This window comes from Nocardioides sp., from assembly GCF_041393715.1.
Classification (GTDB): Bacteria; Actinomycetota; Actinomycetes; order Propionibacteriales; family Nocardioidaceae; genus Nocardioides.
In genome coordinates this window covers 23,786-50,100 of record NZ_JAWKJQ010000007.1, presented here as the reverse complement: position 1 = coordinate 50,100, position 26,315 = coordinate 23,786, and the positions used below count along the sequence as shown (strand labels likewise).

25 protein-coding genes are annotated in these 26,315 nt (G+C 71.8%); 17 read left to right on the top strand and 8 right to left on the bottom strand.

Annotated elements, in window-relative coordinates; translation table 11 throughout:
* Position 1: 1 nt before the first annotated feature.
* The 3 genes from hypB to R2740_RS12380 are packed head-to-tail and all read right to left on the bottom strand — an operon-like array spanning position 2 to position 2,230.
* On the bottom strand, positions 2 to 790 hold the full coding sequence (hypB, locus tag R2740_RS12390) for a hydrogenase nickel incorporation protein HypB (RefSeq protein WP_371302999.1): 789 nt from the start codon (positions 788 to 790) through the stop codon (positions 2 to 4).
* Complete coding sequence (locus R2740_RS12385) at positions 790 to 1,161, bottom strand: hydrogenase maturation nickel metallochaperone HypA (RefSeq protein WP_371302998.1); 372 nt, start codon at positions 1,159 to 1,161, stop codon at positions 790 to 792. The genes hypB and R2740_RS12385 overlap by 1 nt, the downstream gene beginning before the upstream one ends.
* Positions 1,154 to 2,230 carry an AraC family transcriptional regulator gene (locus tag R2740_RS12380; protein WP_371302997.1) on the bottom strand — a complete coding sequence of 359 codons (1,077 nt, stop codon included), beginning with the start codon at positions 2,228 to 2,230 and terminating at the stop codon, positions 1,154 to 1,156. Before R2740_RS12380 ends, R2740_RS12385 begins: the two co-directional genes overlap by 8 nt.
* Positions 2,231 to 2,482: 252 nt before the next feature.
* Here R2740_RS12380 and R2740_RS12375 point away from each other — a divergent pair, with 252 nt between their 5' ends.
* The 14 genes from R2740_RS12375 (at position 2,483) to R2740_RS12310 (ending at position 17,408) form a co-directional block, all read left to right on the top strand.
* Positions 2,483 to 3,097 carry a DUF1641 domain-containing protein gene (locus tag R2740_RS12375; RefSeq protein ID WP_371302996.1) on the top strand — a complete coding sequence of 205 codons (615 nt, stop codon included), beginning with the start codon at positions 2,483 to 2,485 and terminating at the stop codon, positions 3,095 to 3,097.
* A 15-nt stretch (positions 3,098 to 3,112) separates the two neighbouring features.
* Entirely contained in the window at positions 3,113 to 4,084 is a 972-nt protein-coding gene (locus tag R2740_RS12370; protein ID WP_371302995.1) for a hypothetical protein, read from the top strand.
* A 28-nt stretch (positions 4,085 to 4,112) separates the two neighbouring features.
* Positions 4,113 to 5,741, top strand: coding sequence for a nickel-dependent hydrogenase large subunit (locus R2740_RS12365; RefSeq protein ID WP_371302994.1), 1,629 nt, complete (start codon positions 4,113 to 4,115; stop codon positions 5,739 to 5,741).
* Positions 5,728 to 6,882, top strand: coding sequence for a hydrogenase maturation protease (locus R2740_RS12360; RefSeq protein WP_371302993.1), 1,155 nt, complete (start codon positions 5,728 to 5,730; stop codon positions 6,880 to 6,882). The genes R2740_RS12365 and R2740_RS12360 overlap by 14 nt, the downstream gene beginning before the upstream one ends.
* Complete coding sequence (locus tag R2740_RS12355; protein ID WP_371302992.1) at positions 6,879 to 8,294, top strand: hypothetical protein; 1,416 nt, start codon at positions 6,879 to 6,881, stop codon at positions 8,292 to 8,294. The genes R2740_RS12360 and R2740_RS12355 overlap by 4 nt, the downstream gene beginning before the upstream one ends.
* Positions 8,291 to 9,250 carry a NifU family protein gene (locus tag R2740_RS12350; RefSeq protein ID WP_371302991.1) on the top strand — a complete coding sequence of 320 codons (960 nt, stop codon included), beginning with the start codon at positions 8,291 to 8,293 and terminating at the stop codon, positions 9,248 to 9,250. Before R2740_RS12355 ends, R2740_RS12350 begins: the two co-directional genes overlap by 4 nt.
* Before the next feature lie 4 nt (positions 9,251 to 9,254).
* Positions 9,255 to 10,481 (top strand): NHL repeat-containing protein, encoded by a 1,227-nt coding sequence (locus R2740_RS12345; protein WP_371302990.1) that lies wholly within the window; start codon positions 9,255 to 9,257, stop codon positions 10,479 to 10,481.
* Positions 10,478 to 12,904: a carbamoyltransferase HypF gene (hypF, locus tag R2740_RS12340; RefSeq protein WP_371302989.1), complete on the top strand. Its 2,427-nt coding sequence runs from the start codon at positions 10,478 to 10,480 to the stop codon at positions 12,902 to 12,904. Before R2740_RS12345 ends, hypF begins: the two co-directional genes overlap by 4 nt.
* A 37-nt stretch (positions 12,905 to 12,941) precedes the next feature.
* On the top strand, positions 12,942 to 13,226 hold the full coding sequence (locus R2740_RS12335; RefSeq protein ID WP_371302988.1) for a HypC/HybG/HupF family hydrogenase formation chaperone: 285 nt from the start codon (positions 12,942 to 12,944) through the stop codon (positions 13,224 to 13,226).
* The gene (gene hypD / locus R2740_RS12330; protein ID WP_371302987.1) at positions 13,223 to 14,335 is read left to right on the top strand and encodes a hydrogenase formation protein HypD; all 1,113 of its coding nucleotides are present in this window, start codon (positions 13,223 to 13,225) and stop codon (positions 14,333 to 14,335) included. Before R2740_RS12335 ends, hypD begins: the two co-directional genes overlap by 4 nt.
* On the top strand, positions 14,332 to 15,405 hold the full coding sequence (hypE, locus tag R2740_RS12325; RefSeq protein WP_371302986.1) for a hydrogenase expression/formation protein HypE: 1,074 nt from the start codon (positions 14,332 to 14,334) through the stop codon (positions 15,403 to 15,405). The genes hypD and hypE overlap by 4 nt, the downstream gene beginning before the upstream one ends.
* An 84-nt stretch (positions 15,406 to 15,489) precedes the next feature.
* Complete coding sequence (locus R2740_RS12320) at positions 15,490 to 15,699, top strand: DUF2892 domain-containing protein (RefSeq protein WP_371302985.1); 210 nt, start codon at positions 15,490 to 15,492, stop codon at positions 15,697 to 15,699.
* A gap of 70 nt (positions 15,700 to 15,769) precedes the next feature.
* The gene (locus R2740_RS12315; protein ID WP_371302984.1) at positions 15,770 to 16,537 is read left to right on the top strand and encodes a sigma-70 family RNA polymerase sigma factor; all 768 of its coding nucleotides are present in this window, start codon (positions 15,770 to 15,772) and stop codon (positions 16,535 to 16,537) included.
* 31 nt (positions 16,538 to 16,568) lie between these two features.
* Positions 16,569 to 17,408, top strand: coding sequence for a methylenetetrahydrofolate reductase (locus R2740_RS12310; protein WP_371302983.1), 840 nt, complete (start codon positions 16,569 to 16,571; stop codon positions 17,406 to 17,408).
* A gap of 93 nt (positions 17,409 to 17,501) precedes the next feature.
* Here R2740_RS12310 and R2740_RS12305 read toward each other — a convergent pair whose 3' ends face one another.
* Genes R2740_RS12305 through R2740_RS12285 form a run of 5 tightly spaced genes read right to left on the bottom strand, consistent with a single transcriptional unit; the run spans position 17,502 to position 22,502 of the window.
* Positions 17,502 to 18,098 (bottom strand): DUF1638 domain-containing protein, encoded by a 597-nt coding sequence (locus tag R2740_RS12305; RefSeq protein ID WP_371302982.1) that lies wholly within the window; start codon positions 18,096 to 18,098, stop codon positions 17,502 to 17,504.
* A 7-nt stretch (positions 18,099 to 18,105) separates the two neighbouring features.
* Positions 18,106 to 20,106 (bottom strand): ASKHA domain-containing protein, encoded by a 2,001-nt coding sequence (locus tag R2740_RS12300; protein WP_371302981.1) that lies wholly within the window; start codon positions 20,104 to 20,106, stop codon positions 18,106 to 18,108.
* Positions 20,103 to 21,017: a dihydropteroate synthase gene (locus tag R2740_RS12295; protein ID WP_371302980.1), complete on the bottom strand. Its 915-nt coding sequence runs from the start codon at positions 21,015 to 21,017 to the stop codon at positions 20,103 to 20,105. Before R2740_RS12295 ends, R2740_RS12300 begins: the two co-directional genes overlap by 4 nt.
* A 52-nt stretch (positions 21,018 to 21,069) precedes the next feature.
* Positions 21,070 to 21,735, bottom strand: a complete 666-nt coding sequence (locus R2740_RS12290) for a corrinoid protein (protein ID WP_371302979.1) — start codon at positions 21,733 to 21,735, stop codon at positions 21,070 to 21,072.
* On the bottom strand, positions 21,732 to 22,502 hold the full coding sequence (locus tag R2740_RS12285) for an IclR family transcriptional regulator (protein WP_371302978.1): 771 nt from the start codon (positions 22,500 to 22,502) through the stop codon (positions 21,732 to 21,734). Before R2740_RS12285 ends, R2740_RS12290 begins: the two co-directional genes overlap by 4 nt.
* Positions 22,503 to 22,664: 162 nt before the next feature.
* On the opposite strand from R2740_RS12285, the gene R2740_RS12280 reads away from it, so the two are divergent.
* The 3 genes from R2740_RS12280 (at position 22,665) to R2740_RS12270 (ending at position 26,312) form a co-directional block, all read left to right on the top strand.
* Positions 22,665 to 24,125: a trimethylamine methyltransferase family protein gene (locus R2740_RS12280; protein WP_371302977.1), complete on the top strand. Its 1,461-nt coding sequence runs from the start codon at positions 22,665 to 22,667 to the stop codon at positions 24,123 to 24,125.
* Between the two features lie 110 nt (positions 24,126 to 24,235).
* Positions 24,236 to 25,018, top strand: a complete 783-nt coding sequence (locus R2740_RS12275) for an IclR family transcriptional regulator (protein ID WP_371302976.1) — start codon at positions 24,236 to 24,238, stop codon at positions 25,016 to 25,018.
* An 88-nt stretch (positions 25,019 to 25,106) separates the two neighbouring features.
* Positions 25,107 to 26,312 carry an anion permease gene (locus R2740_RS12270; RefSeq protein ID WP_371302975.1) on the top strand — a complete coding sequence of 402 codons (1,206 nt, stop codon included), beginning with the start codon at positions 25,107 to 25,109 and terminating at the stop codon, positions 26,310 to 26,312.
* The last annotated feature ends 3 nt before the right edge of the window (positions 26,313 to 26,315 follow it).

Genomic DNA, 26,315 nt, shown 5'->3' with positions numbered 1-26,315 from the left:
GTCAGCCGGCCACTCGGGCCGGGTCGGCGAGCCAGCCGTGCCACTCCTCGAGCCCGGCGCCGGTGCGCGCGGACACCTCGATCAGCCGGGCGCCGGGGTTGACCGCGGCCACATTGCGGCGGAACAGGTCGAGGTCGAAGTCGAGGTGCGGCAGCAGGTCCATCTTGTTGATCAGGACGACGTCGACGGAGCGGAACATCACGGGGTACTTCAGCGGCTTCTCCTCGCCCTCGGTGATCGCATAGACCATCACCCGGGCGTGGGCGCCGACGTCGAACTCCGCGGGACAGACCAGGTTGCCGACGTTCTCGATCAGCAGCAGGTCGAGGTCGTCGAGGTCGAGCCGGGTGAGCGCGCGGGCCACCATCGGCGCGTCGAGGTGGCACTCACCACCGAAGCCGTCGCCGGTGTTGAGCAGCGAGATCTGCGCGCCGAGCCCGGCCAGCCGGTCGGCGTCGAGGGAGGTCTCGATGTCGCCCTCGACCACCCCTGCCCGGATGCCCGCGTCGCGCAGGTGGCGCAGCGTGTGGACCAGCAGGGTGGTCTTGCCGGCACCCGGCGACGACATCAGGTTGACGCAACGCACGCCCGCGGCGTCGAGCGCCGCCCGGTTGGTCTCGGCGGCCCGGTCGTTCTCGTCGAAGATCCGCTCCAGGACCACGATCCGCTCCGGTCCGGTCGCGTACGCCGAGTGGTCGCCGTGGTCATGGTCGTGATCATGGCCGTCGTGGTCGTGGTCGTGGTCGTGGTCGTGCACCGTGCCGTCGTCGTGGCGGTGGAAGCGGCCCATCAGGACTCCTCGGGGGACGGGGTGAGGGTGGCCGGATCGGCCAGGTCGATCGACGTCACCAGCAGCTCCTCGCCGCTGACGACCGTGATGGTGCCGGACCCGCATGAGCCGCAGCTGAGCAGCAGCGCGTCCGCGATCGTGGTTCGCCGGCCACAGTCGGCGCAGTCGAGGACCACCGGCACGTGGTCGACCTCCAACCGCGATCCGGCCAGGCCGGTGCCGTCGGTGACCAGCGTCCAGCAGTAGACCAGCGTCTCGGGCACCACCTGCCGCAGCCGGCCGACCCGCAGGTTGACCGTCTCGACCGGCCGGCCGTCGCGGGCGCGATCGACGATGCCGTGGATGCTCTGGCACAGCGACAGCTCATGCATCGGCGACCGCCCGCCGCCGGAGGGTCTGCGACGGCGACTCACCGAACCGCCGGCGATAGAGGCCCGAGAAGTTGCCCAGGTGGGTGAAACCCCACCGTTGAGCGGCATCCGTGACGTTGATGCCGTCCTCGGGCAGTGCCGACATCAGCGTCTGGCGCACCCGGTCGAGGCGCCGGTCGCGGATGTAGGCGATCGGGGTGGTGTCGAGGTCCTCGCGGAAGCCGGCCTGGATGGAGCGGGGGCTCATCCGTGAGTAGGTCGCGAGGTCGTCGAGGGAGATCGGCTCGGCAAGGTGCCGCTCGATGTACTCCAGCGACCGTCGTACGGCGGCCCGGCCGCTGCGCCGCGGCTCCCCCACGAGGCTGTCGGTGTAGGTGTGGGGCTGGATGTAGAGCAGCGTGGAGATGATCAGCTCCTCCAGGCTGGACGCCCCCACGCCCTGCTGGATGAGCGACGAGGGGGACATCACCTCGGCGGACAGGATGTTGAGCGCGCCGTGCCAGCGGGAGGCGGTGTCGGCGGTGAGGTCACCCACCGGGTCGAACTCGATCGGGTGGTCGAGCGAACGGCCGAGCATCCGCGAGAGCTGCCGCTCCATCGCCGGCCGTTCGATCCGGACGATCAGCTGGGGGCTGTCGTGCTCGACGTGGAGTCGATAGCTCATCCCGGGGGACACGACGAGCGCGAAGAAGGCCGTGATCAGGTGGTCGGTCCCGTCGACGTGCACGTGGGCCTGGCCGGAGGTCGTCATGTGCACGGAGTAGGCGTCGGCGGCGTGCGTCACCGCGATGTCGGTGGCCACCGCATAGTCGAGGTAGGCCATCGTCACGTCGAGGAACTGCACCGCGTTGAAGGTGCACTGGAAGTCCCGGCGGGCGCCCCGGACCGGTGTCACGGTCGCCGGCCCGAGCAGCTGCGAGGTGACCTGCGCGGCCTCCGCGCACTCGGTCGTGTAGGCGACCGGATGCGCCTGCAGGGCGTTGGGCACCCCGCGGGAGCGGATCCGCCGCCGGACCGGGAGCCGGGTCCGGTCGACGTCCATGAAGCGCAGCCGGGACAGCCTCGTCACCAGCCCACCTCCTGACGCCTCACCCTCGCCGACCCTGCCCACCTGACCCATCTGACGGCCCACCCGAGTGGCCCACGCGGGTGGTCGTCCGATGCGCCCGCAGGGTCCAGAGTGATCGGGTTGCGCATGTGAATCAAGAAAGTTGCGCGAATGGGATAGCGACTGCGGGATGAGGATAGGCGACCCTCAGTGACCGGGCTTACATTCACCAGCGAGGGCCCGACCGTCTCCGGGCTCCCGAGGAGGCACTCGATGAGCCTGTCCCCCGACACCACCGCCACCCCGGTCCCGGCCCATGCCGCGCCGACGGCGGCGCCCGACGCCCTGGCCGACCGGCTGGCCGACCCGCAGGTGGCCAACGCCCTGGCCAGCCTGCTCGACCACGCCGACCTGCTCGCGATCCTGGTCGAGGGGCTCGACCAGCTCGTCTCGCGCTCGGAGATCATCGGCGACTCGCTGCTCGCCAACATCACCGACCTGCGCACCACCGTCGAGAACAGTCCGGGGCTGAAGGGCTCGGGGGTCGGGGTCCAGGAGGTCGCGGAGTCCGCGGCGAGCCTGGCCGCCGTACTCCCCAAGGCGGCGCCGGGCATGGTCGCCGCCGTGGAGTCCGGCGCCATCGACCGGCTGCTCGGCTCCGACCTGGTCAGTCCCGAGGCCGTCGACCAGATCGCGGTGCTCGCCCGGGGTTTAGCCCGCGGCAAGGAGGACTTCGCGAACCGGCCGGTCGAGGTCGGCGGGCTGCTGGCGCTGCCCAAGCTGCTCAAGGACCCCGACGTCAACCGCGCGCTCAGCTACTTCGCCACCGTCGCCAAGGCGGTCGGTCAGGAGCTCGCCAAGCCCACCACCACCTCGACCCAGCAGTAAGGAAGGTCCCTCCGGATGTCATCAGTGCTGTGGTTCCAAGCCGGTGCCTGCTCGGGCAACACCATGTCGTTCCTCAACGCCGAGGAGCCCAACGTCGTCGACCTGATCGTCGACTTCGGGCTCGAGCTCCTCTGGCACCCCTCGCTGGGCATGGAGCTCGGTGAGAACGCGAAGAAGATCTTCAACGACTGCGCCTCCGGCGAGCGGCCGTTGGACATCTTCGTGCTCGAGGGCACCGTCATCCGCGGCCCCGACGGCTCCGGGCGGATGGACATGTTCGCCGACCGTCCGATGATCGAGTGGGTGACCGAGCTCGCCGACGCCGCGAGCATCGTCGTCGCGATCGGTGACTGCGCCTGCTGGGGCGGCATCCCGGCGACCGAGCCCAACCCGAGCGACTCGACCGGGCTGCAGTTCCACAAGCGTGAGAAGGGCGGGTTCCTCGGCCCCGACTGGCGCTCCAAGGCCGGCCTGCCCGTCATCAACATCCCCGGCTGCCCGGCCCACCCCGACTGGATCACCCAGATCCTGGTGGCGCTCGCGACCGGACGCGCCGGCGACATCGCGCTCGACGACCTGCACCGCCCGCAGACCTTCTTCAAGACCTTCACCCAGACCGGGTGCACGCGGGTGCAGTTCTTCGAGTACAAGCAGTCGACGATGTCGTTCGGCGAGGGCACCCGCACCGGCTGCCTGTTCTACGAGTTCGGCTGCCGTGGCCCGATGACCCACAGCTCCTGCAACCGGATCCTGTGGAACCGCCAGTCGTCGAAGACCCGGGCCGGGATGCCCTGCATCGGCTGCACCGAACCGGAGTTCCCGTTCTTCGACCTCGCCGCGGGCACCGTCTTCAAGACCCAGAAGGTCTCCGGCACCATCCCGAAGGAAGTTCCCGAGGGCGCCGACCACATCACCTACATGGCGCACGCCGCCGCCGCTCGGATCGCGGCCCCGCAGTGGGCCAAGGAGGACATGTTCGTCGTCTGACGGACATGTCGAGAGAGGACTCAACCCGATGACCGCAGTGCAGAACCCCGCCTCGTCGGTGGACCTGTTCGTCTCCCCGCTCGGGCGCGTGGAGGGTGACCTGGACGTCCGGGTGACCATCGAGGACGGCGTCGTCACCTCGGCCTGGACCGAGGCCGCGATGTTCCGTGGCTTCGAGATCATCCTCAAGGGCAAGGACCCGCAGGCCGGCCTGATCGTGACCCCGCGCATCTGCGGCATCTGCGGCGGCAGCCACCTCTACAAGGCCTGCTACGCCCTGGACACCGCGTGGAACACCCACGTGCCGCAGAACGCCACGCTGATCCGCAACATCGCCCAGGCGTGCGAGACGCTCCAGTCGATCCCGCGCTACTTCTACGCGCTGTTCGCGATCGACCTGGTCAACAAGAACTACGCCTCGTCCCCGATGTACGACGAGGCGGTGCGCCGCTTCGCGCCGTACGTCGGGTCGGCGTACCAGAAGGGCGTGGTGCTCTCCGGCAAGCCGGTCGAGGTCTATGCGATCTTCGGCGGGCAGTGGCCGCATAGCTCGTTCATGGTGCCGGGCGGCGTGATGAGCTCGCCCAACCTGGCCGACATCACCCGCGCCACCGCGATCCTCAACCACTGGAAGGACAACTGGCTGGAGGCCGAGTGGCTCGGCTGCTCGGTCGAGCGGTGGCTGGAGGTCAAGACCTGGGAGGACATGCAGGCCTGGGTCGAGGAGAACGAGTCCCAGTACAACTCCGACTGCGGCTTCTTCATCCGCTACTGCCTCGACATCGGGCTGGACAAGTACGGCGCCGGGGTCGGCAACTACATCGCCTCGGGCACCTACCTCAACCCGTCGATGTACGAGAACCCCACCGTCGACGGCCGGATGGACGCGCTGATCGGCCGGGGCGGTGTCTATGCCGGCGGCACGCACTACGGCTACGACCAGCTGCGGGTGTCCGAGGACGTCACCCACTCGTTCTTCAAGGGCGACCGCCCGCTGCACCCCTGGGACGGCGAGACCATCCCGGTCGACCCGCTCGACGGCCGCAAGCAGGACAAGTACTCCTGGGCGAAGTCGCCGCGCTACGACGTGCCCGACCTGGGTCGGATCCCCCTCGAGGCCGGTCCGCTGGCGCGTCGGGTGGCGGCCGGCGGTCCCGACGCCCTCGACCACCAGGACAACGACCCGCTGTTCATGGACATGCTCGACAAGCTCGGCCCGTCGGTCTTCGTCCGGCAGATGGCGCGCATGCACGAGGCGCCGAAGTACTTCACCTGGGTGATGGACTGGCTCTCGCAGATCGACCTCAGCGGGTCGTTCTACACCAAGCCCGAGGAGCTCGAGTCCGGCAAGGGCTGGGGTGGCACCGAGGCCGCACGCGGCGCGCTCCAGGACTGGATCGTCATCGAGGACGGCAAGATCGAGAACTACCAGGTGGTCACGCCGACGGCCTGGAACATCGGTCCCCGCGACAGCGAGGGCAGCCTCGGGCCGATCGAGCAGGCGCTGGTCGGCACCCCCGTCGTGGACATGGAGGACCCGGTGGAGCTGGGTCACGTGGCTCGTTCGTTCGACTCCTGCCTGGTGTGCACGGTGCACGCCTACGACGGCAAGACCGGGCGCGAGCTCAACAAGTTCGTCATCAATGGCATGGTCTGAGCCCGAGCCGTCGGGCCGGTCCGAGGAGGGCCGGCCCGCGCCCCACGAGCTGCTCGACGACGGCTTCGCCCCGGAGCCGTGCGACCTGCTGATCGTGGGCTGCGGCAACATCCTGCGCGGGGACGACGCGGTCGGGCCGGTGCTGGTGCGACACCTGTTCGAGCGTGGTGTGCCCGACGGGGTGCGGCTGGTCGACGGAGGGACCGCCGGGATGGACGTGGCCTTCGGCATGCGCGGCGCTGGTCGCGTCGTGATCGTCGACGCCTCCTCGACGGGGGTCGAGCCCGGCACCGTCTATCGGGTGCCGGCCGAGGAGCTGGCCGACCTGCCGCCGATCGACGGGCTGCACACCCACAACTTCCGCTGGGACCACGCCCTGTCGTTCTCCACCTGGCTGCTGGGGCCCGAGCGCCCGGATGACATCACGGTCTATCTCGTCGAGGCATCATCGCTGGAGCCGGGCGCGCCGCTGACGCCCGCCGTCGAGGCCGGCATGTGGCGGGTGGTCGAGCTGATCGAGCGGGACCACTACCCCGGCGCAGGGCGCGACGCCGCCGGTCCCGCAGGCCCACGATTGTGCGGAAACAGCAGCGTGTCGTCGCGAAATGACGACGTTTGTGCCGAAACGGCAGAACCACCAGCGACCATCGAGCTCACCCACGACGGCTACCTCCACCTCCCCGCGGACCTGGCGGAGCGCTACTTCCCGGGCGACGCGGTGGTCGCACGACTCGACGGGGAGACGCTCGAGCTGCTGCCGCTGGTGTCGGTCGGGCACGGGGGGCTGCTGCTCAAGCGGCGCAACGCCGCGGGTGACCGGTCGGCGCTGATCCACCAGGAGCTCGGGTTCGCGCCGGTCGCGGGTAGGTTCGAGGTCGAGTGGGACGACGCCCGCGGCGCCCTGCTCGTGTCGTTGGGCAGCCGCCCGCACGCCGACGGGAGCCGCCATGGAGACCGAGGTGCACACCGAGGTGGTGGCCGAGCACGGCCAGTGGACGGTCTATCTGGTGGTGATCACCCCGGAGGGCGTCGACCGCCGGCCGCTGGAGACGCACCGCACGGAGGCGCGGGCGCGGCTGGCAGCGGACGTCGTACGCCGGACGGCCGCGCGCCGACGAGCGCCTCGGGAGGCGTCCGATGAGTGAACCGGTCCACCCGCAGCCCCTGGGGATCTTCGGGTTTCCGGCGGGTCTGATGGTCCTCCCCGACGACCCGGCTGCCGACCAGGTGCGCCGCGGCCTGCTGGCCGGGCGGCTGCCGACCGACTGGCCCGAGGGTCTGCGCGCCCACGAGCTGGCCTACGCCGGCGACGAGGGCGCCGCGCTGGCTGCGCTCGCCGACGAGCCGACCGATGACCCGCTCACCCGCTACCACCGTTGGCTGCTCGACCCGACGACCGACGACCCCGCCGCGGTGCGGGCCGGACTCCCCGCCAGGCTCGCACCCCTGGTCGACGTCGCCGCCGCCACGCTCGGCGCCGGCCCGGCACCCACCGACACCGAGGGGCTCGAGCCGGAGGTGGCCGCCCTGGTCCTCGCGGCCCGGGCCGCCGAGCAGGCCGAGCGTGGCCTGCCGGGCCAGGCCGGCGACCTGCTCGCCGCGGCGGCCGACCGAGCGGCCGAGGTGAGCCCGGTGCTGGCCGGCGTACTCCGCGGCAACGCGGGCCTGCTTCGCCGTGAGGCTGCCGACGACCGCGCGGCCGCCGACCTGGCGGCGGCCGTCGAGGCGCTCGACAGCACCGACCTTCCCGAGGTCCGCGCCGAGCTGCTCCTGCAACGGGGCTCGCTCTCCCAGGAGCGGGCGGCGTCGGGCCGGGGCGACTCCCGCTCACTGCTGCAGGACGCCATGCAGCACTACTACGACGGGCTGCAGCTGGTGGACGAGCAGTCCGCGCCCTACCTCTGGGCGGCGCTCAACATGAACCTCGCCACCGCCCACCTCGCCTCGCCGATGAGCCAGGCCTCCGACCAGCTCCGGCTCGGCGTGGCCACCCAGTCGCTGCGGGCGGCGCGCCGGGTCTACACCCCCGAGCACGCGCCGGTGCCGTGGTCCACCGCGACCCTCAACCTCGCCAACGCCCTCGTCTACACCCCCTCCACCCATCAGGGCGACAACCTGGTCGAGGCCGTGGAGCTCTATGAGGAGGTCCTCGTCTCGGGTGTCCGCGAGCACGACGCGCAGGGCAAGGCCCGCCTGCTGGCCAACCAGGGCAACGCGCTGGCCCACCTCGGGGCCTTCGACCACGCGAAGGCCAAGCTGGTCGAGGCGCGCTACCTGTTCGAGACCGAGGGCGACCACGACTCGGTGATGGCCGTGCGTGGGGTGCTCGACGAGATCGCCAAGGCCACGGTCGCCGACCCCGACGACGAGCTGGCCGACCTGGCCCGGCAGGCCGAGCAGATGGCCCGGATGCCGCAGGGCGACGGGGCGTTCACCTCGGGCATGGGGGTGACGGTGACCGCCGGAGACCTCACCGGCCCACCACCCAAGCCCACGGTCACCGTGCTCGAGCCCGGACAGACCCATCCCGACCAGCAGGTGGGGTCGCCATGACGGCCACCGCCGACCGGGCTGCCGAACGGGCCGCCCGCGGGGCCGCCCACCCGTCGTCGGCCGACGCGCTCGACGAGACCGCTCGCCGCCTCGACGAGACCGAGGACGCCGTGGCCGGCCTCGACGGCGCCGCTCGTGAGGTGGCGACCGCCGCGATCGAGGCGCGCGACGAGGTGCACCGCGAGGTGCTCACCACCATCGTCCGGCGGCTCAAGGAGGACCCGCGCGGCAAGGAGCTGCTCTTCGAGCTCGTCGACGACCCGCAGCTGCGACTGGTGCTGATGATGCACGGCATCCTCCGCCCGGACCCGATGACTCTGGCCGCTCGGGTGATCGAGCAGGTGCGGCCCAACCTCCAGTCCCACGGGGGCGACGTCGAGCTGGTCGACGTCCGCGACGCGACGGCGTACGTCCGGCTGCAGGGCGCCTGCAACGGCTGCTCGATGGCCGCGGTCACGCTCCGCGACGGCGTCGAGGAGGCGCTGGTGGCCGGGGTCCCAGGGATCTCCGCGGTCGAGGTGGTCCCGAACGAGCCATCACCCACGCTCATCCCGCTGAGCTCGATCGGCGTCGGCGCCCCGTCGTCGGGCGAGGACCTGGCCGCGTCCGGCTGGACCGACGCGTGCGCCGTCGACCGGGTCGCCGACGGCTCGCTCCAGCCGCTCACCCTGGTCACCGACCAGGGGAGCCTCGAGGTCATCGTGGTCAACCTCGGCGGCCGGCTGTCGGCCTACCTCAACGCCTGCGCCCACCAGGGCAACCCCCTCGACGACGCCCTCGTCGACGCCACCGAGGGCACGCTGACCTGTCCCTGGCACGGCTTCTGCTACGACGTGGCGAGCGGTGAGTGCCTCACCATGCCGGGCGCCCAGCTCGAGCCGCTGCCGCTGCGGGTCGAGGGTGGGCGGGTGTGGGTGCGCCGCTCCGGCACGCTCGCCGTAGGCCCCGGAGCCTGAGCCGATGAAGGTCCAGGTGATCGCGGCGGGGCAGACGCACACCGGCGTCGTGCCCGGCCTCGGGGTGCCCGACCAGCCGGCGTCGCCGCCGTCGACGTACGCCGGGTGGCGGCCGCGCTGCGTGCTCGGCGCCGACTCCCCGGGTGGCCTGGCGCTGCCGCCCGCCCACCCCAGCGCCGCGACGATGTATGCCCCGCGCGGCGTCTGGACCGATGGCACCCGGGTCGTCGCGGCCGACACCGGGAACCACCGGGTGCTCCTCTGGCACCGGCTCCCGGAGACCGACGGCACTCCTGCCGACGTCGTGCTCGGCCAGCTCGACGACCACACCGAGGGACCGGCGGCGGGAGGCCGCGGCCCGTCGGAGGGGATGAACCTCCCGACCGGTGTGCTCGTCCACGAGGGCCGTCTCGTCGTCGCCGATGCCTGGCACCACCGGCTGCTGGTCTGGGACACGCTGCCCGACGCCACCGGCACGCCGCCCGACCACGTGCTCGGCCAGCCGGACCCCGACCAGGTCGAGCCCAACGCGGGCGGTGAGCCCACGGCCGCGTCGTTCTACTGGCCGTTCGGCGTCGCCGTCGTCGACGGTCGCTGCTACGTCGCCGACACCGGCAACCGTCGGGTCCTGGTCTGGCGTGACGGCCTCCCCGAGGCCGGTCAGCCGGCCGACGTGGTGCTCGGGCAGCCCACGCCCGGCGCGCGCGAGGAGAACCGGGGCGAGGGCGTCGGGCCGGCATCCTTCCGGTGGCCGCACGCCTTCGCCTCCGACGGCGCGGGCGGAGTCTGGGTCGCCGACGCCGGCAACCACCGGCTGCTGCGCTGGCTCGAGCACCCCGACGTGGACCGGCCCGCCGACGCGGTGCTCGGACAGCCCGACCTCGCGACCGGGGAGGAGTTCCCCTACGTCCCCCAGGAGGGTCGGCTGCGGTTCCCCTACGGACTCACGGCCACCGCCGACGGGATCGCGGTGGCCGACACCGCCGACAACCGGGTGCTGCTCCACCCGCACTCCGCGACGACCCACGACCGGCCGTCCGGCGTGCTCGCGCAGCCGACGTACACCGCCAACGGGGAGAACCGCTGGGAGCGGGTCGCCGCCGACACCCTGTGCTGGCCCTACGGCCTGCACTGGTCGGCTGCCCCGGCGGTCGGCGAGCTGCTCGCGGTGGCCGACTCCGGCAACAACCGGGTGGTGCTCTGGGAGCGGCCGGTCGAGGATGAGGCATGACCGCTGACCTCGAGGCACCGGCGCGGTCGCTGCTGCGTGGGCGCGTCCGCCGGCGGATCGAGGTGCGTGGCCTGGTGCAGGGCGTCGGCTTCCGCCCCTACGTCGCCCGCCTGGCCGACGCGGCCGGCGTCGCCGGCTGGTGCCGCAACGATGCGACCTGTGTCGTGGTCGAGGTGGAGGGGACCGCCGAGGAGGTCGCGGCGTTCGAGGCGCGGCTCCCCGTCGAGGCCCCGCCGTTGGCCCGCATCCAGGATGTGGCCGCGACCGACCTGGCGCCCGCGGGGGTCGTCGGCTTCACCATCGTCGCCTCGGCCGAGGCGGCCGGCGAGCGCACCCTGGTGGCCCCCGACACGGCCGTCTGCGCCGACTGCCTGACCGAGCTGGCCGACCCGGCGGACCGCCGCCACCGGCACCCGTTCGTCACCTGCACCAACTGCGGCCCCCGCCTGACGATCACCCTCGACCTGCCCTATGACCGGCCGGCGACGACGATGGCCGGCTTCCCGATGTGCGCCGCCTGCGCCGCGGAGTACGCCGACCCGACCGACCGCCGCTACCACGCCCAGCCCATCGCCTGCCACGACTGCGGGCCTCGTCTGGTCGCGACGGACCCCGCGGGCGAGGTGCTGGCCGCCGGCAGCGAACCGGTGCTCGCGGCCGCGGTCTCCGCCCTGCGCGAGGGCAGGATCGCGGCGGTCAAGGGGATCGGCGGCTACCACCTCGCCTGCGATGCCGCGAACCCCTCGGCGGTCGAGGAGCTGCGGCGCCGCAAGGGGCGGCCCGACCAGCCGTTCGCGGTGATGGCTCGGGACCTCACGGTCGCCGAGACGCTGGTCGAGGTCGGAGATGCGTCGGCGCTGCTGACCGGACCCGAGCGGCCGATCGTCCTGCTGCCCGCGCGGCCCGGGGCTCCGCTGGCCGCGGCCGTGGCGCCCGGGCTGGGCGAGCTGGGGGTGCTGCTGCCCTACGCCCCGCTCCACCACCTGCTCTTCGCCGACCTCCCCGACGGCACGCTCGGCGCGCCGCCGGTGCTCGTGATGACGTCGGGCAACGTGTCCGGCGAGCCGCTGTGCCATGCCGACGACGACGCGCTCGACCGGCTGGGCGGGATCGCCGACCTGTTCATCAGCCACGACCGGGCGATCGCCGTGCCGGTCGAGGACTCGGTGATCGCCTGGTCCGACGCGGGGCCGGTGCCGGTCCGGCGCTCCCGTGGCCTGGCGCCGCTCCCCGTCGAGCTCGGCGAGCCGACGAGCGAGGGGTCGCAGCCGACGGTCCTGGCCGCCGGTGCGGAGCTCAAGAACACCGTGGCCCTGGCCCGCGACGGACGGGCGTTCGTGTCGGCCCATGTCGGCGACCTGGAGTCGTGGCCGAGCCGGGTCACCCATCGCCGGGTCATCGACCAGCTCGTCGGGTTCCACCGGCGGCCGCCCGCGCTGGTGGTGGCCGACCTGCACCCGGGCTATGCCTCCCGCGCCGCGGCGCAGGAGTACTCCGCGGCGCACGGGGTCCCGCTCCTCGAGGTGCAGCACCACCACGCCCACCTCGCCTCGCTGGCGACCGAGCACGGGTGCCTCGACGAGCCGTTGGTCGGCCTGGTCCTCGACGGCACCGGCTATGGCTGTGACGCCACCGTGTGGGGTGGCGAGGTGCTCGCGCTGACCGACGGCGGTGCCGGCTTCGAGCGGCTCGGCCATCTCGGCAGCGTGCGCGTCCCCGGCGGCGACGCCGGCGTCCGCAACCCGGTCCGGGTCGCCGCCCTCGCCCTGTTGGCCGCCGGCCAGGGATGGGACGGGACGCCGGTCGGCGAGGAGCTGAGCACCGCTGAGGCACAGCTGCTCGCCCGGGCGCACGCGGCCGGCACCGGCTTCGTCGACACCAGCAGCGCCGGTCGGCTGTTCGACGTCGCCGCCTCGCTGCTCGGCGTCCGGCACCGGATCAGCTATGAGGCCCAGGCCGCCATCGAGCTGGAGGCCGCCGCCCGCCGGTGGCGGACCGAGCACCCCACCGTCGATGCTCCGTCGCTGAGTTTCCCTCTCAACCATGGGGTTCTCGACCCTGACCCGCTGGTGGCTGCCCTCGCGGGCGCTGTCCGCGAGGGCGTCGACCGCGGTGCCCTCGCCTGGGCCTTCCACGACGCCCTCGCCTGCGCGGCAGCGACGGCTGCCGCGGCCGCCGCCGAGGCACGAGGCACCAGCGTCGTCGGGCTCACCGGCGGCGTCTTCGTCAACCGGGTGCTGCTCGAACGCACCCGCCACCACCTGGCCGGACACGGACTCCACGCGCTCACCCACGAGCGGGTGCCGGCCAACGACGGCGGGCTGGCGCTCGGCCAGGTCGCGGTCGGCGTACGCCGGTGGGCGGCCGGCCCGGCAGGCGCAGAGCCCGGCGTCCGCCTCGACCCCGTCTGCCCGGCAGACTGACAGCAACCCGGCAACCAGGAAACCGGAGGAGATCACCATGTGCTTGGCCGTCCCAGGACGAGTCCTCGAGGTGTTCGAGGAGAGTGGCACCACCATGGCCGACGTCGACTTCGGCGGCGTCCGCAAGAAGGTCTGCCTGGCCTACCTCCCGGAGACCGGCGTCGGTGAGTACGTCATCGTCCACGTCGGCTTCGCGATCCAGCGCCTCGACGAGGAGTCGGCCAAGGAGACGCTCGCGACCTTCGAGCGCCTCGGCATCCTCGAGGAGGAGTTCGGCGACGGGTTCGCGGCCGCGGCGCGAGAGAAGGGGGTGGAGCTGTGAAGTACCTCGACGAGTTCAGCGACCCCGACCTCGCCCGGCGTCTGCTCGATCAGATCCACGCCGTCACCACCCGGCCGTGGGCGATGATGGAGGTCTGCGGCGGCCAGACCCACTCGATCATCCGGCACGGCATCGACCAGCTGCTGCCCGAGGGCGTGGAGATGATCCACGGTCCCGGCTGTCCGGTCTGCGTGACGCCGCTGGAGACCATCGACCGGGCGCTGGCGATCGCGCGCCGGCCCGAGGTGATCTTCTGCTCCTTCGGCGACATGCTGCGAGTGCCGGGGAGCCACGACGACCTGTTCACGGTCAAGAGCGAGGGCGGCGACGTGCGCGTCGTCTACTCCCCGCTCGACGCGCTGCAGATCGCCCGTGACAACCCGGACAAGCAGGTCGTGTTCTTCGGCATCGGCTTCGAGACCACGGCGCCGGCCAACGCGATGACGGTGCACCAGGCCCGACAGCAGGGCATCCCCAACTTCTCGCTGCTGGTCTCGCACGTGCTGGTGCCGCCGGCGATCGCCGCGATCATGGAGTCGCCGACCTGTCGGGTGCAGGCCTTCCTCGCGGCGGGGCACGTGTGCAGCGTGATGGGGACCTCGGAGTACCCACCGCTCGCGGAGAAGTACGCCGTCCCGATCGTCGTCACCGGCTTCGAGCCGCTCGACATCCTCGAGGGGATCCGGCGCACGCTGGTCCAGCTGGAGGCGGGGCGGCACGAGCTGGAGAACGCCTATCCGCGGGCGGTCCCGGCCGAGGGCAACCCGGCCGCGATGGCGATGCTGCGCGACGTCTTCGAGGTCACCGACCGCACCTGGCGCGGGATCGGGATGATCCCGGGCAGCGGGTGGCGGTTGTCGGACCGCTACGCCGACTATGACGCCGAGCTGCGCTTCGAGGTCACCGACATCCAGACCGACGAGTCACCCCTGTGCCGGTCGGGCGAGGTGCTGCAGGGGCTGATCAAGCCCCACGAGTGCCCCGCGTTCGGGAAGGAGTGCACGCCGCGCAACCCGCTCGGCGCCACCATGGTCTCCTCCGAGGGAGCCTGCGCGGCCTACTACACCTACCGGCGGCTCGACCTGGTGTCGGCCGGGAGCGCGTCGTGAGCCCCGACGGCGGCTCGAACGACCTCGACTTCGAGGGCTGGACCTGTCCGGCGCCGCTGCGCAACACCCCGACCGTGGTGATGGGCCACGGTGGCGGTGGTGCGATGTCGGGGGAGCTGGTCGAGAGCCTGTTCCTGCCGGCGTACGGCGGCGCGGCGCGGGCCGACCTCGCCGACGCCGCGGTGCTCCCGCCGGTGTCGGGACGGCTGGCGTTCTCGACCGACTCCTACGTCGTCAAGCCGATGTTCTTCCCGGGCGGGAGCATCGGCGACCTCGCGGTCAACGGCACCGTCAACGACCTGGCGATGGTGGGCGCGCAGCCGCTCTACCTGTCGACGGCCTACATCCTGGCCGAGGGGACACCCATGTCCGACATCGGCCGGGTCGCGATGGCGGTCGGCAAGGCGGCCGAGCAGGCCGGCGTCCAGCTGGTCACCGGCGACACCAAGGTGGTCGACCACGGCAGCGGCGACGGGATCTACGTCAACACCGCCGGGGTCGGCGTCATCCCCGACGGGGTCGAGATCGGGCCGGAGCGCGCGCGGCCGGGCGACGCCGTGCTGGTCAGCGGCGCGATCGGCGTCCACGGGGTGGCGGTGATGAGCTGCCGGGAGGGGCTGGAGTTCACGACGCCGGTGGAGAGCGACTCGGCGCCGCTGCACGGGCTGGTGGCCGACATGCTCGCCACCGGGGCCGACGTACGCGTGCTGCGCGACCCGACCCGAGGGGGCGTCTCGGCCTCGCTCAACGAGATCGCCCGGGCCTCGGGGGTCGGCATGGACCTGGTGGAGCGCGACCTGCCGGTGCCCGAGGAGGTGCGCGACGCCTGCGGGCTGCTCGGGCTCGACCCGCTGCAGGTCGCCAACGAGGGCAAGCTGGTGGCGATCGTCCCCGCGGCCGACGTCGACGCCGTCCTCGAGGCGATGCGTGCCCACCGCTTCGGGTCCGGGGCCTGCCGGATCGGGACCGTCGTCGAGGACCACCCGCGGATGGTCGTCGCCCGCACCGGGCTCGGCGGCACCCGGGTGATCGACCTCCCCCTCGGTGAGCAGCTCCCGCGCATCTGCTGACCGGCGGCTCCCGTTGGGTTGTCTCCCTTTCCGGGGCTGGTGCGTCCATGTCAGGAAAGCCCCCGTCCCAGAGGAGTGAGACCCATGACCACCAACGTCGGAAGCCCTGACAAGATCGCCCGCATCGTCCTCGGCGTGGTCGCCGCGGTCGTCGCCTTCCTGGTCGGCCCCGCCTCGGTGCTCGGCATCATCCTGTTCGTGGTCGCCGCGATCCTGGTCGTCACCGCGCTGACCGGCTTCTGCCCGCTCTACCGCATCGTCGGCATCAACACCTGCAAGATCAGCGCCCACTGATCGCTGGCGGGGGTGTGAAGACCCGAGCCCACCCCGCCGCCCGCTCAGCGACCGCCACTAGGGTCGCCACGTGACCCTTCCCGCCGAGCGGGTGGTGGCGGAGCTGCCGGGACTGCTGCGCTACGCCCTCGCGCTCACCCGCGACCAGGACCGCGCGGAGGACCTGGTCCAGGACACCGTCACCCGGGCGCTGGAGCGTGGCGAGCAGTTCCGGGGCGACTCCTCGGTGGCCACTTGGCTGCACCGGGTGATGTACCACCGCTTCATCGACGGGGTCCGCCGCGATCGCACCGACCCCGTCGACGACGAGGTGCTGGTCCGCGCCGTCGAAGACGCCTGGCGCGACGACGACTACACCGTCGACGCGGAGGCCGTGCTGCTGCGGGCCGAGACCCGAGACGAGCTGTACGACGCGCTGGTGCGGCTGCCGGTGCACTACCGGTCCGCCGTGGTGCTGCACGACGTCGAGGGGCTGACGTCCTCCGAGGTCGCCGAGGTGCAGCAGATCTCGCTCCCGGCGGCCAAGCAGCGGCTGCGTCGTGGCCGCACCATGCTGGTCTCCGCCCTGGCCGGCGGCGTGGAGCGCCGCGAGGCCACGAAGGGGGTTCCGATGACCTGTTGGTCGGCGCGTTCGCGCATCGACGACTACCTCGCCGGCGAGCTGAGCCTCGCCGACCGCACCATGGTCGAGCAGCACCTCGCCGGCTGTCCGACCTGTCCGGCGCTCTATGCCAGCATCGTCGGTGTCACCAGCGCCCTCGGGGGCTGGCGCGACCCGGATTCTGTGGTGCCCGCACGTCTGGCGGAACAGGTCCGTGCGCGGCTAGCATCTCCCTGATATCGGTGCGTATCACGGAACAGGGTGCACGATGCGCAACACAGACGCGGCGACGATCCGCCGCCTCCTGGAGCACGCTCGCTACGAGGTGCTGCCCACGCCCACGATCGAGGAGAAGCTCCTCGCCGGGGTGCCCACCAGCGTGCAGCTGACGGTCACGGCCTCGCCGACCAAGGGGCTCGAGACCACGCTGGCCACGGCCGAACGGCTCCGCTCGGCCGGGTACGACGTCGTACCCCACCTGGCCGCGCGGATGGTGCACGGCCGCGCCGAGCTGGAGGAGGTCGTGGCCAGGCTCAGGGCGGCCGGCGTCACCAGCATCTTCGTGCCGGGCGGTGACGCCCAGTCCGACGACACCTACGCCGACGCACTGGCGCTGCTCGAGGATCTCTCCGACCTCGGCCGGCCCTTCGAGCACGTCGGGATCGCGGGCTACCCGGAGTCGCACCCCACGATCCACGACGACCTGACGATCCAGTCGATGTGGGACAAGCGGCGTCACGCCACCCACATCGTGAGCAACCTGACCTTCGACCCCAAGGTGGTCAAGCACTGGCTGGAGCGGCTCCGGGCGCGGGGCGTCACCATGCCCCTGCTGCTCGGCGTGCCGGGGCCGGTCGACCAGGCCAAGCTGTTGACCATGGCCACCCGGATCGGCGTCGGTGACTCGACGCGTTTCCTCAAGACCCACAAGGGTTTCGTCGCCAAGCTGTTCGCGCCCGGCGCCTTCACCGGCCAGCGGTTCCTCGAGAAGTGCGCCCCGGCGCTCGGCCAGCCCGACGCGCTCGTCGAGGGGCTGCACGTCTACACCTTCAACCAGGTCGCCGAGACCGAGAAGTGGCGCCAGGACTGGCTCGCCGAGCTGGCTTGACCCGGCACAACTTCGGGTTGACCCGGCACAACTTCGGGTTGACCCGGCACAACTTCGCGAACTTCTGACGGGTCAACCCGAACTTCTGACGGGTCAGTCCGCGATCAGCGCCTCCAGGGCGCGCTCGAGGCCCCGGTTGCTGGTCTCGATGACGGTGAGGGGGAGGTCGAGCCGGTCGGCGGCGGCCTGGGCGAGGGCGCGCAGCTCGTCGTCGGGGTCCTGGGCCAGCCAGACCACCCGGGTGTAGCGCCCGAAGTAGTCGTCGCGCAGCTCCGGCCACCGGTCCAGGCCGAGCTCGCGGACCACGGTGCGCTCGAAGGAGCGCACCAGGAAGTCGGTGAGCAGGTAGGTGCCGGGCTGCTCGTCGAAGTAGGCCTCGACGCGCTCCCCGGTCGCGAACATGTCGTAGCACGACAGCCCGGGGATCCGTTTCATCCCGAGGTCGGAGCAGACCTCGTCGAGGGCGCCGTACGTCCCGCAGTCGGCGTAGCCCACCGCGACCGCGTCGTAGGCCGGCAGCAGCCGCTCCGCCAGCGCCCGCACCTCGCCCGCGATCCGCTGCGGCCGGTTGTGCAGCAACGGGGGGAGCGGGTGGACGTCGACGTCCCAGCCACGCCGCTCGGCGATCTGTGCGGCCGGCTGCGAGAGCGCGCCGCAGGCGATGACGGCGATGCGGTGCCGGGGCTGCACGGGGACCTCAGAAGGCGAGCTGCTCGACGAAGCGGTCGTTGAAGTCTGCTCGGTCGGAGAGCTCGACATAGGTCACCTCCTCCAGGAGCGCCTCGGCTCCGGCCCGCTCGCGCAACGACAGCAGGACCATCTTCGCCCCTTCACCCGCCACGTTGCCAGCACTGACGATGCGCAAGACCGGCAGCGTCGGCACCAGGCCGATGCGGATCGCCGCCGCGGGCGAGAGGTAGGAGCCGAACGACCCCGCCAACAGCACCTGTTGTACGTCGGCCCCGGCCAGCCCCAGCTCCTCCAGCAGCAGCGTCCAGCCCGTGGAGATCGCGGCCTTCGCGAACTGCAGCTCGCGCACGTCGCGCTGCGACAGATAGACCGACTCCTCGGGAGGGGAGTCGGCCGCGGGCCGGTGGAGCACGAAGACCCGCTCCTCGCCGACCTTCGTCAGCCGGTCGGCCAGCCCGGGCGCGATCTCGGCCGCCACGTCGTCGGGCACCAGCCGTCCGGTGGCGTCGAGCAGACCGACCCGCACCAGCTCGGAGACCACGTCGACCAGGCCCGAGCCGCACAGCCCGCGCGGCTCCGCGTCGCCGATCACGCCAAGCTCGACGGAGTCACCCAGCCTCACCACCTCGATCGCGCCCTCGTCGGCGCGCATCCCGCAACGGATGGCACCGCCCTCGAAGGCCGGCCCGGCGGGGGCGGCGGTGGCGACGATCCGGTCGCCGTCGGAGAGCACGATCTCGCAGTTGGTGCCGACGTCGATCAGCAGCCGGACCCGCTTGTCGCGGTCCATGCCGGTGGCCAGCATGCCGGCCACGATGTCGCCGCCGACGTAGGCCCCGAGCGAGGGGAAGACGGTGGCCCGGGCCCGCGGATGGAGGGACAGGCCGAGGTCGGCGGCGAGCAGCGTGGGGTAGGCCGCCGTCCCCATCACGAACGGCGCCACCCCCAGCGGCTCCGGGTCGATCCCCAGGGCCAGCGAGGTCATCGTCGCGTTGCCGGCGAGCGCCACCTCATAGACGCTCGACGGGTCGACCCCGCCCTCCGAGCACACCTCCGCGGCCAGCTCGGCGAGCGTCCGCCCGGCCGCGGCCTGCAGCCGGCCCAGCGCCTCGGGGTCCATCATCGTCGCCGAGATCCTGGTGATCACGTCGCCGCCGTAGGGCTGCTGGCGGTTGAGCCGCGACGCCACCGCGACCGGCGTCCCCGACTCGAGGTCGAGCAGGGTCGCGACCACGGTGGTGGTGCCGAGGTCGAAGGCCAGCCCGTAGCGCACCCGCGAGGTGTCGCCCGGCTCGACGTCGATCAGTGCCTCGTCGACCACGACGGCGGTCACCTTGAAGTCGGCCTGCCGGAGCACGACCGGCAGCCTGCGCAGCACCTCCAGGTCGACGGTGAGCTCCAGGTCGTCGATCGCCTCGCGCAGCCGCACCAGGTCGGTGCGCTGGTCCGACAGTGTCGGCTCGACCAGCTCGACGTACCTCTTCTGCACCGCGGGCCGCAGGATCACCTGGCGGCCGACACCGACGGTGGCGGCCTTGGGGCGCGTGGTCAGCGGGGGTACGTCGACCTCGAGGTCCTGCGTCGCCCGCACCAGGCAGGCCAGCCGCCAGCCGTCCTCGAGCTGCTCGGCGCTGAAGGTCCGCTCGTCGTGGCGGGTGACCGGCACCGGCGCCCCCGACGGGCTGACGCGCACCTTGCACTTGCGGCAGGTGCCGTGGCCGCCGCAGGTGGAGTCGATGGCGATGCCGTTCCAGGACGCGGCGTCGAAGACGCTGACACCCGGCGGCACCCGGGCACCCCGGGGCGAGGAGCTGCCGTCGGCGGCCCGGACCGCGAAGGACAGGTCGACCCTGCCGGTGCCGTCGTGCGTCCCCTCGGCCTCCGCGGGCGGCTCGATCAGCCCCTCGCGGCGCAGGTGGTCGACGGAGAACGCCGGCCCGTCGCCGAGCTCGTGCCGGGCATCGTCCCGGGGGTCGTCCCCCGAGCCGGTGGAGCGGTCATGGCTCACGCTCCGGCCGCCGCCTCCTGGCTCGCCGCCGCCTCGGCGGCGGCCTTCGCCGCCCGCGCCCGGCCGATCCACTCCATGCCCCAGTCGTCGTGGCCCATGAAGAGGTCGGCGGCCTTGACGGCCTGCACGATCTGCGGCGTGCGGGCGTCCATGATGGCGCTGGTCAGCCCCATCATCATCGCCATCGGCAGCCAGGTGCCGTTGAGGGAGTGGCGCTCGGGCATCCCGAAGGAGACGTTGGACGCGCCGCAGGTCATGTTGAGGCCGTGCTCGTCGCGGATGCGTCGCATCGTCTCGAACGTGGCGACTCCCGAGGCCGTGTCTGCTCCGATCGGCATCGCCAGGGGGTCGATCACGATGTCGTGCATCGCGATGCCGTACTCCTTGGTGGCCACGTCGATGATCTTCTGCACCAGGTCGAGCCGCTTCTCGGGCTCCATCGGGATCTCGTCGACGTCGTTGGGCAGCGCGATCACCGCGGCGTCGTACTTCTTGACCAGCGGGAGGATCTGCTCCATCCGCTCGTCCTCGGCGGTGATCGAGTTGACCAGCGCCCGGCCCTGGTAGACCGACAGCCCCGCCTCGAGGGCCTCGACCACCGAGGAGTCGATGCAGATCGGCTTGTCGGTCAGCGACTGGATCTTGATGATCGCCTTGGCCAGCAGGTCGGCCTCGTCGGTCAGCGGGACGCCCATGTTGACGTCGAGGACATCGGCGCCACCGGCGACCTGGGCCGCGACGTCGCGATCGATCGCCGACAGGTCGCCGGCCCGCAGCTGCTCCTGGAAGATCCGGCGCCCGGTCGGGTTGATCCGCTCGCCGATCAGGCAGAAGCGATGGCCGCGCCCGATCACCACCTCCTGGTTCGCGGAGCGGATGCGGGTCTCGAAGTGCACGCTCTCGGCGCTCACGGCGGTCCTTTCAGGGGTCGGGTACGACGGCAGGCGGGGTGGCTGCGACGGCTCAGGCGGGGACCATCGACCGACGCTGGTGCAGCAGGTCCTTGGCGCGCTTGACGGTGGCCGAGGCGTCGGCGGCGTAGCCGTCGGCCCCCACCGCGTCGGCGTACTCCTGGGTGACGGGGGCGCCGCCGACCATCACGATGACCGCGGTGCGCAGGCCGGCCTTCTCGAGGGCGTTGATGTTGGCCTTGAACATCGGCATCGTCGTGGTGAGGAAGGCCGACATCCCGACGATGTCGGGCTGGTGCTCCTCGATGGCCGCGACGAACTTCTCGGGCGCCACCTGGACGCCGAGGTCGATCACCTCGAAGCCGGCGCCCTCCAGCATGATGTTGACCAGGTTCTTGCCGATGTCGTGGACGTCGCCCTTGACGGTGCCCATCAGGAACTTGCCGATCGTCTCGACGCCGGTGTCGGCCAGCAGCGGCCGGAGCACCTCCATCGCGCCGGCCATCGCCTTGCCGGCGATCAGCATCTCCGGCACGAAGAAGTCGCCGCGCTCGAAGCGGGCGCCGACCTCCTCCAGCGACGGGATGAGTGCGTCGAAGAGCAGCGACTGCGGCTCCATGTCCTGGCCCAGGGCCTCGTGGGTCAGCTCGAGGACCCGTGGTCCGTTGCCCACGAGGGTCTCGTCGTAGAGCGCGCGGAGGATCTCGTCGGGGGTCATGCGACACCGGCCTTTCGACGGTGGACGAGCAGCTCGGTCAGCTGCTCTGCCTGATTCTTCAGCAGCCGCCCGTGGGCGGCGAGGTGCGACTGCAGTCGGGCAGTCGGTCCCGAGATCCCGAGAGCGGCGACCACGTCGCCGTGGTGGTCGCGGACCGGAGCGGCGACGGCGCTGAGCCCGAGCTCGAGCTCGTCGACGGTGGTGGCATAGCCGCGACGCCGGCAGCCGTCGAGGTCGGCCCGCAGGGCGGCCACCTGGACCCGGGTCTGCTCGGTGAGCTGCTCGAGCGGCCCGTCGGGCAGCGGCAGCGCGGCGTAGGCGAACAGCACCTTGCCGAGCGCGGAGGCGTGGGAGGGCACCTGCACCTGGGTCCAGTCGCGGGTGCCGAGGTGGAAGCGGCTGTCGACCTGCGCGACGTGCACGACATCGTCCCCGCGGGGCATGCCGAGGGTGACGGTCTCGCCGGTGGCCTCGCCGACCGCCTCGAGCGTCGGGAGGGCCAGCTGCGACAGCTCGGTGAACGGGTCGAAGCGACTGGCGTAGCGCCAGAACAGGGGGCCAGCGACATAGGCCCCCGACGGGTCGCGCTCCAGCAGCTCCGTGCGCTCCAGCGCCGTGAGCAGCCGCGACGTCGTCGACTTGGGCAGCCCGCACTCCTCCGCGATCTCCGCGAACGCCAGCGGTGTGTCCGCCTCGACGACCGTCGACACCAGCAGCGCGGCGCGGTCCACCGCCTGGGTGCCGCTCGCGGTCGTGGTGTCGCTCATCGCCTGGGGGCCTTTCGTGGTCGCCGATGCTTGCCGGGAGGTTCCATGATGTGGAACTGTGATTCCACATCATGGGGCCACGGTGCTCTGACGGTCAAGCGCCCCGCCCACCCGCCCTCCGCTCGTGGTCCGCCGACCACCCGCCGCCCAGGAGATTCGCCCATGTTCGTGAACAAGATGCCTCGCTACGAGATCCTCAGCGAGGAGGCGATGGCCACCCTCGACGGCGGCTGGCGCCGGCTGATGACCGAGATCGGCGTGGAGTTCATGGACGACCGCGCCCTCGACCTGTTCCGCCAGGCCGGGCAGCGGGTCGAGGAGCACAAGGTCTTCCTCGACCCCGACTTCGTGCTGGAGCAGGTCGCCAAGGCACCGCGCGAGTTCGACGTCCAGGCCCGCAACCCCGAGCGCTCGGTGCACATCGGCGGCGACCACATGGCGTTCGGTGCGGTCTACGGTCCGCCGTTCACCCGGGAGGGCGAGGTCCGCCGCGACGCGACGATGGAGGACTTCCGCAACTTCACCAAGCTGGCGCAGACCTACGACGCGCTCGACTCCGCCGGTGGCGTCATCAACGAGCCCAACGACACCCCGCTCGACAGTCGACACCTCGACATGGTCTACGCGCTCGCGACGCTGACCGACAAGCTCTTCATGGGCAACGTCGTCTCCGGGGTCAACGCCCGCGACACCATCGAGATGGCCTCGATCCTCTTCGGTGCCGGGCAGGGCCGCGAGCACGGCCGCGCCAGCATCGAGGCCACGCCGGCCACCATCTCCCTCATCAACTGCAACAGCCCGCTGCGCTGGGACGACCGGATGCTGGAGGCGCAGTTCGAGTACTCCGCCGCCAACCAGGCCGTCGTACTCACGCCGTTCATCCTCATGGGCGCGATGTCGCCGGTCACGATCCCCGCGGCGCTGGTGCAGCAGATCACCGAGGCCCTGAGCGGCATCGCGCTGTCGCAGCTGATCCGCCCGGGGTCTCCGGTGGTCTTCGGGTCGTTCCTCTCCAACATCGACATGCAGTCGGGCTCGCCGACGTTCGGCACCCCCGAGTCCGGCATCGGGCTGCTGTGCACCGGGCAGATCGCCCGCCACTTCGGGCTCCCGTTCCGCACCGGCGGCGGGCTGACCTCCTCGCAGGTGACCGACGCGCAGGCCGGCTACGAGGCGCTGATGACGCTGCTGCCGACCTTCCTCGCCGGCACCAACTGGGTGATGCACTCGGCGGGCTGGCTCGAGGGCGGGCTGGTCGCGGGCTACGAGAAGTTCATCATGGACGTGCAGCTGGTGGAGATGCTCCAGCACGAGTTCACACCGCTCGAGATCGACGAGGCGTCGATGGCCTTCGACGCCCACGAGGAGGTCGGCCACGGCGGCCACTTCCTCGGGGCCATGCACACCATGGAGCGGTTCCGCACCTGCTTCTACCGACCGTTCCTCTCCTCCTCGGAGAACTACGAGCGCTGGATGCGCAACGGCGGCCAGGACACCGCCGCCCGGGCCGGGAAGATCTGGCGCGACAAGCTCGAGGCCTACGAGCCGCCGCCGCTCGACGAGGCCATCCGCGCCGAGCTGGAGGAGTACGTCGTCCGCCGGCGCGCCGAGCTCGGCGACTGAGGCATCCAGGTCGTTCGTCGCCCGGGTCGGGGTCTCGTCCACGCGTGCACCCACGGGATGCCGCCCACGGGATGCCCCACCCGGGCCGGCGTACCCGCTAGCGTTGCACCATGAGCAACGGGGTTGCGGAGAGCGAGACAACGGGCACGGTGCAGTCGGTCGACCGGGCGCTGAGCATCCTGGAGAACCTGGCCCGGCACGGGGAGGCGGGGGTCACCGACCTGGCCCGTGACCTGGGCGTGCACAAGTCGACGGCGTTCCGGCTGGTGGCCACGCTGGAGACCCACGGCCTGGTCGAGCAGACCGAGGATCGCGGCAAGTACCGGCTGGGGGTGGGCCTGCTGCGGCTGGCCGGGGCCACGACCGCGCGGCTCGATGTGGTCCAGGAGGCCCGGCCGGTGTGCCGCAAGCTGGCCGCCGACACGGGGGAGACCGTCAACATCGCCGTGCTCGCCGACCGGGCGGCGCTCTACCTCGACCAGGTGGCCGGCTCCTCCGCGCTGCAGCCGCACAACTGGGTGGGCCAGCACATCCCGCTGCACGCCACCGCCAACGGCAAGGTGCTGATGAGCGGCCTCGGCGCCGACGAGCTCGACGACCTGCTCGGCTCGCTGCAGGCCTACACCGACATGACGATCACCAAGAAGGGCCAGCTGCGCGCCGAGGTCGACGGCGTACGCCGCGACGGGTACGCCGTCGCCGTCGACGAGCTGGAGGTCGGGCTGACGGCGGTCGCGGCGCCGATCCGCAACGCGCACGGCGATGTGATCGCCTCGATGAGCGTGTCCGGGCCCACCTTCCGCCTGCACGACGAGGCCGTCGCATCTGCGACGGAGCTGCTCGTCGAGGCCGCCACGGAGGTCTCGCACCGGCTCGGCTGGGGCCATCGCTGAGCGTGGAGGGGGCGCCCGTCGGAACCGGTGTCAACCAACGCTGGGCGACGACTTGGAAAATCCTTCGTGAACCAGCACAGTGTGGGCCGTGGACGCGTCCTTCATCGTCTTGGTGTGCGTCATCGGCACCGCGCTGTTCTTCGACTTCACCAACGGTTTCCACGACACCGGCAACGCGGTCGCACCGTCGATCGCGACCGGTGCGCTGAAGCCCCGGGTCGCCGTCGCGCTGTCGGCGGTGATGAACCTGCTGGGCGCCTTCCTGTCCGTGGCCGTGGCGCTGACCGTCACCAACTCGGTCGTCAAGCTCCAGAACGACGACGGCACGCCGATCACCGAGCTGACCGCCAACCACGGTGAGGCGCTGCTGCTCATCATCCTGGCCGGCCTGGTCGGCGGCATCCTCTGGAACATGCTCACCTGGCTGCTCGGGCTGCCGTCGAGCTCGTCGCACGCGCTCTTCGGCGGGCTGATCGGCGCCACCCTGGCCGCCGGTCAGGCGGTGAAGTGGAACGGCGACGGCACCAAGATCGACGGCGTCCTCGGCAAGATCATCATGCCGGCGGTGTTGTCCCCGGTGATCGCCGGGCTGATCGCGGCCATCGCGACGTTCGTCGTCGCGCACCTGGTCGCCAGCCGGGACACCGCGCGCACCGACGCCGGGTTCCGGTGGGGGCAGATCGGGGCGGCCTCGCTGGTCTCGCTCGCCCACGGCACCAACGACGCCCAGAAGACGATGGGTGTGATCACCCTGGCGCTGATCGGCTACGGCTCCTGGACCTCGACCGACTCGATCCCGCTCTGGGTGAAGGTGGTCTGCGCGGTGGCGATCGCCGCCGGCACCTACCTCGGTGGCTGGCGGATCATCCGGACGCTCTCCAAGGGGCTGGTCGACATCACCCGGCCGCAGGGGATGAGCGCCGACGGCGCGTCGGCTGCGGTGATCCTGGCCTCCAGCCACCTCGGTTTCGCGCTGTCGACGACGCAGGTGGCGAGCGGCTCGATCCTCGGCAGCGGCGTGGGCCGTCCGGGCGCCCACGTGCGCTGGAGCGTGGCGGGCCGGATGGTGCTCGCCTGGCTCACCACGCTGCCGGCCGCGGGTCTCGCCGGCGCGCTGATGTGGTGGATCGGCGACGTGCTCGGCGGGCTGGCCGGCCCGCTCGTCGTGATGGCGCTGCTGCTCGTGGGCGCCGGCGGGATGTTCTACCAGTCCCGCCACCACGCCGTGACGCATCACAACGTCGGCGAGGTCTGGGACGGCGGGCCCAAGGTCCGCAAGTCGAAGGTCGGATGAGGG